Origin of the sequence: Empedobacter sp. UBA5036 (assembly GCF_002415215.1) — a bacterium.
GTDB classification, from domain to species: domain Bacteria; phylum Bacteroidota; class Bacteroidia; order Flavobacteriales; family Weeksellaceae; genus Empedobacter; species Empedobacter falsenii_B.
In genome coordinates, this window is sequence record NZ_DICC01000035.1 from 1 (window position 1) to 4,832 (window position 4,832).

General features: G+C 30.4%; 4 protein-coding genes. 1 reads left to right on the top strand and 3 read right to left on the bottom strand.

Features of this window, described 5'->3' with window-relative positions:
• Positions 1-5 precede the first annotated feature (5 nt).
• The 3 genes from B4J88_RS06520 to B4J88_RS06530 all read right to left on the bottom strand — a co-directional run bounded on the left by B4J88_RS06520 (position 6) and on the right by B4J88_RS06530 (position 3,922).
• Complete coding sequence (locus tag B4J88_RS06520; RefSeq protein ID WP_291066920.1) at positions 6-422, bottom strand: BfmA/BtgA family mobilization protein; 417 nt, start codon at positions 420-422, stop codon at positions 6-8.
• 1,617 nt (positions 423-2,039) lie between these two features.
• Positions 2,040-3,137: a hypothetical protein gene (locus tag B4J88_RS06525; RefSeq protein WP_291066922.1), complete on the bottom strand. Its 1,098-nt coding sequence runs from the start codon at positions 3,135-3,137 to the stop codon at positions 2,040-2,042.
• 2 nt (positions 3,138-3,139) lie between these two features.
• Positions 3,140-3,922: an RNA polymerase sigma factor gene (locus B4J88_RS06530; RefSeq protein ID WP_291066924.1), complete on the bottom strand. Its 783-nt coding sequence runs from the start codon at positions 3,920-3,922 to the stop codon at positions 3,140-3,142.
• Positions 3,923-4,597: 675 nt separating this feature from the next.
• On the opposite strand from B4J88_RS06530, the gene B4J88_RS06535 reads away from it, so the two are divergent.
• Positions 4,598-4,816, top strand: coding sequence for a hypothetical protein (locus B4J88_RS06535; RefSeq protein WP_291066926.1), 219 nt, complete (start codon positions 4,598-4,600; stop codon positions 4,814-4,816).
• The last annotated feature ends 16 nt before the right edge of the window (positions 4,817-4,832 follow it).

The following is a 4,832-nucleotide window of genomic DNA, read 5'->3' on the forward strand; positions in this document are numbered from 1 at the left end:
GTTTTTTAGGGAAGATTACATTTAGACATTAAATATTTTAATGCATTTGTGATCAGTAGATTTTGTTTCGTAAGTATTGAAGTTTGCTTATTTTCTTCTATTAAATACTGTTCTATTTTTTCTAACAACTCTTTTTGATTATGTGAAGCATTTTTTAAAATAGCAGTGTCAGAAAATAAAGGTAATAAGAAATCTTTTTCTTGCTGTCGAATAAAAGCTATAATACGACTGATTCCTGAAGAAAGTTCTTTCTTCAAGATTTCATCTCCAGTGTCTGAAGGATCTTTTTTACATCTATAAAAATAATCCACCATCTGACAAAACAATTCTTTTTTACTTCGTCTTAAATTTTCAGACAGCTTCTCTAATTTTTCATCTGTTTCTTTTGGATAACGAATGCTGTTCGTATTATTCTGCTTCATCTACTTAATTTTCTAAATCCACGTCTTTTTTTCTATACGTATACCTTGTAGTATACTATTTTTGTGATTATATAAAGCTTATATGGTCAAAAGTATACCTCTGGTATACGAAAATCCTCTGTAACGCAGTAAAGAGGCAAGCGAGTAGGGTTCTGCCCAACTCCCGCTTGCTTTTTCCAAAACATTTATATGTTTCCAAATAATTGCATTTTATTTTGACCATTCGTTCTAAAATAAATTTTTAGATACTGCATTAAGCTCTTTATGATTACTTTACAAAGTAAGGTATCTATAGGCAATTGGTTATAAGACAAATAATGTCACTGAATTCCAAATGCTACCATTTAGAAATGAAGATTGCAAATCTGTTAGAAAATCAGAATATATAGTATAAAAGAAATATAACACTACTGAATTATGTTTATAGATAGTTAAATACGCTTTTAAAGTAGCAAGTGGATATATGTTTACTTAAATATGTAAGTAGATATTTACATCAATACGTAATTACAATTGTACGCTTTTATGTAAAAGCATTTTACTATATGTATATACAAGAAATTGAAAATAACTAAATCTTTATTTAGATTTAGTTTTCAAAAGAAAAAGGAGAAAAAGAAAGCAGTAAATCGGAAAGGACAGTGCAGAGACAAAAGGAAACGGATTAAGTCCCAAAGGGTGAAACAGAAAAAATAACTTTATTTTTGTTTTTCTGTTTCATTATGCCGTAAGCTTTTGGCTGGCTATAGCGCAGGAGTCCTTTCAAACTTAGCTGCCTTTTTATTTCTTTTGATTGAAAATCTATCCTTTTTAATCAAATCACTTATGAAAGTGAATAATCAAAAATATTTAATAAAGTTGGCTGTCACAGCCATTGAAAGGATGACAGATGTTATGCTTTCACCTATCCGATAAAAACTCTTTGATAAGCCGAGAAAATAGCGGATGAAAATTAAAGTGTTTTGAGGATTGAATTTCTATTAATTTTTTTATTTTAAGTTGAATATAGATAGATGAAAAATGTTTTCCCACAAATTCACTTTGTTGTAAACGAACTCCAATTCCGAAATAAGAATTTCAGACAAATATACTTTCTCATTATCTTGCTTTTAACATCAAAGAGTATCTGCTATTAATTATTGATGAAAGTAAGTGAACCCACGCGTTGTATATGTAATTTACATTTAGTGAGTGTTTATTACCAACCTCACCTTATGGGTGTACAATCACCCTCAAAATTATAGTTTTTAAGATTTGATTTTCTATTATTTACCCAATCAAGGTTAAACATAGACAAACAAAATTTTTATAATGTTCAAAATTCATTTATTGAAATTCATTTCCAAAGTTAACGTAGGAGTTGTAGCCAAGTTTTTTTTAAAATCTTCGAATTGTCTTTTTAAATAAAAAAATTCTAGATCACACGACTACAAAATATTTAACATACATTCTACTATCACTATGTTGCCTTTATCCTGCCTTCATGTTGGGAGTATCCTGCTATTATCTATTGGTGAAAGAACGATAAGTAAGCCGTTGTATATGTTGTTTACATTTAGTGAGTGTTCGTAATCAACCTCACCTTACGGGTGTACAATCGCCCTCAAAAATTATAATTTATGCTATAATAAGCTCAATTCCTGCTTTGTCAGCTTTATATTTTATTTTAGTCATCAGTTCATAATAACTCCAATTCCTCAGTACAAATTCTTCTTCTTTGGCTAACTCCATCTTTTCTTCTTGATCCAATAAAATAAGTGTTCCTGCTTTATTATTGATACAAAAATCAATTAGCTTTCGACTGTAAACATGTAATCGATTATGTACGTAATTACGTTCTAATTCACTCATTTTTTCTAGCGCTTTTAGTTTTCTCGTTCTTCCTTTGCCCGATTTAACATACGTTACTCCTGCTTGCATTCGTTTACGGGACGCTTGTATCGCTAATCTTCTATACAAAAACTCTTCTTTGGTTCCGATGGAAAGTCTAGATTTACCTACTTTTACAACCAATGGATATTCTAATGATAAGGAAGCTTCTGCAATAGTTTCTGGTTGTAATTGATGGTTTTCTTTTTCAATTTCTACAACAGCTAACCAAAATATTTTACCTTTTTCTATTTTTATTTGCGACGTACAAAGTTTAACTTCACCATTTACTACTTGTTCCAGTAGTTTTTTATTACCTGTAAAATCTCTTCCTAAATAGGTTTTGAATGGAAGTTGAAACAATCGAAAACAAAAACTTTTTTTCTCGGGATGATAAGATAATTTGCTAATACCTTCCAATCCAAAAGGAAATGCCATATCTCGTTTAAAGTTTTTTAAAGAAGCTTCTCCTCTCCAATATTCTTGGTAATCTTTGTTAAAAGTACTCTGGAGTCTACTATTTAAACACGATAAGATATTCATTGGAATTTCACCCTTAAAACGATCTGATATCACACGATAAGTGGTATTTATTCGCGAACGTTGTAAGATTCCTGCTTCATCTTTCTTTTCATCAACCAACTTGTGTATAACCCCTTCTGAAAGATACAAAAACTCTTTCACCATCCCTTGTATATACAAATGTGAAACGATCAAATTAGCGGCTCTATAACACCTGTTTCTCCATTTATAAAGTGTTTCCAAAACCTCTTGACGTTCTTCTTGGGTAGGTAAATCAACAATTAACTGTATTTTTCGAGTGAGTATTAAAGTAGATCTTTCCATCATCAATAGTTTAAGGATTGAACTTTATTTTGTTGGGTAAATTTATAGGCGACTATGAACTCATTGTGTACTTCTCTCTGTGACAATTGTAATTCTTCAGCAATATTGGCAAAAGATTGTTTATGCTCGCATCGAAGTTGTAAAATCAACGATTGTGTTTTGGTCATCTTTTCTAGCTTCTCTTCTGTAGAGACTGTTTTGGTTTTAATAACTAACTTATCTTGATGACTTAAAATCTTCTTAAGATCCTCAATAGCACTTTTAATTTCGTTACTTGTTTCGGTGATTCCTCTTCCCATTACATGAGCAATCGCTTTATACTGAAATCCATGTTTTAAACAGAGTTCTATCAAATGTTTTCTTTCAGTACTTAATAGGGGTAATACTTTTATAATTTCATTAAAATAGTGCTGTTGCCTTTCTTGTTCGTTCAGGTTTTCTATTACATCAGCGGGATCATATCCAGCTAAATAACTTTGATAATTCTCATAGTTCTCTAATGAATTCACAGTTCTAAAAAACTTATTCTTCGGTTTAGCGTAATGCGAATAGCAACTGTATTTCATTACAAATCTCAAAAAGAAAAAGATATGATCAGGGGACTCTATCTTCTCTCGATATTCCCAAAGTTTCAGAAACACATCTTGTACCAAACATTCTACTACAAATTCATCCTTAATTAATTGTTTACCAAACCAAAATATTCGTTTATGATATCTGATATAAATACGTTCGAAAACAATAGAATTACCTTTTTTTAATAATTCAAATTCTTTTTCTAGCATAATAATGGGTTTTACTATAATAGTTTTGATTTATTGTAAGTTTTTAGGTTTTCACAACTTAAAATGAATCTTAGTCATTTCAACTATACTTATTGCTTACAACTTAAAGTAGGTAGTAGCCCCAATAAATTTGGAAAATGTCAATAAAGGTTTTACTTTTAATGTGCGAATAAAAAAGATAAAACAAATGCTGTCAAAGTCTCAATACTGAGGCTCCGATAGAGAGCGTGTAAAGAAAGGATAGCACTTTACTTTACGATCCGTGTTTTAAAATGTTATAAATACGGAGTATTTTTCTTTAAAAAGAAGTAGTAAGACCAACAGACTTTGTCTGGTGGTTTTTTACGGATGAATGGAAATTGTTTCGTTCTCATTTTGTGTTGGGTTTTATGAGACGAGTCGAGATATGAAGAGGGGCGATTTCCTATCTTCAATTTAAATCGAGGTACGGCTAAGAACCTTTGACGAAATATCCGATAGAGAAAACCACCCCATAGAATGCAAATATACAAAATATGAGGTAGCGACAACCCTATTGGTCTTGCGTCATCTTAAATTAGCCGTTTTCGATAACAAGACTCGAGTTTAATAACTGTCGCTTAATTATAGTCAAATATAGATAAATATTTCATTACATGCAAATTTATATCTAATTAATTTAAAATAACATTCAAATTGAGTAGTAATAATAGAAGAGATAGATTGGTTTCACCTGTTTATAGAGAAAAGTTAGGTAAGTCTTTATTAAATAAGCGTATAGAATTGAACTATACCAGAAAAGACATTTCTATATTAACAACTATAACAGAAAACACAATTAATAGTATTGAAAAAGGTGTAACTACCAATATAGATTATTACGTTGAATATGCAAAAGCCGTTCAGTACCTGTAATCTTCCCTAAAAAACG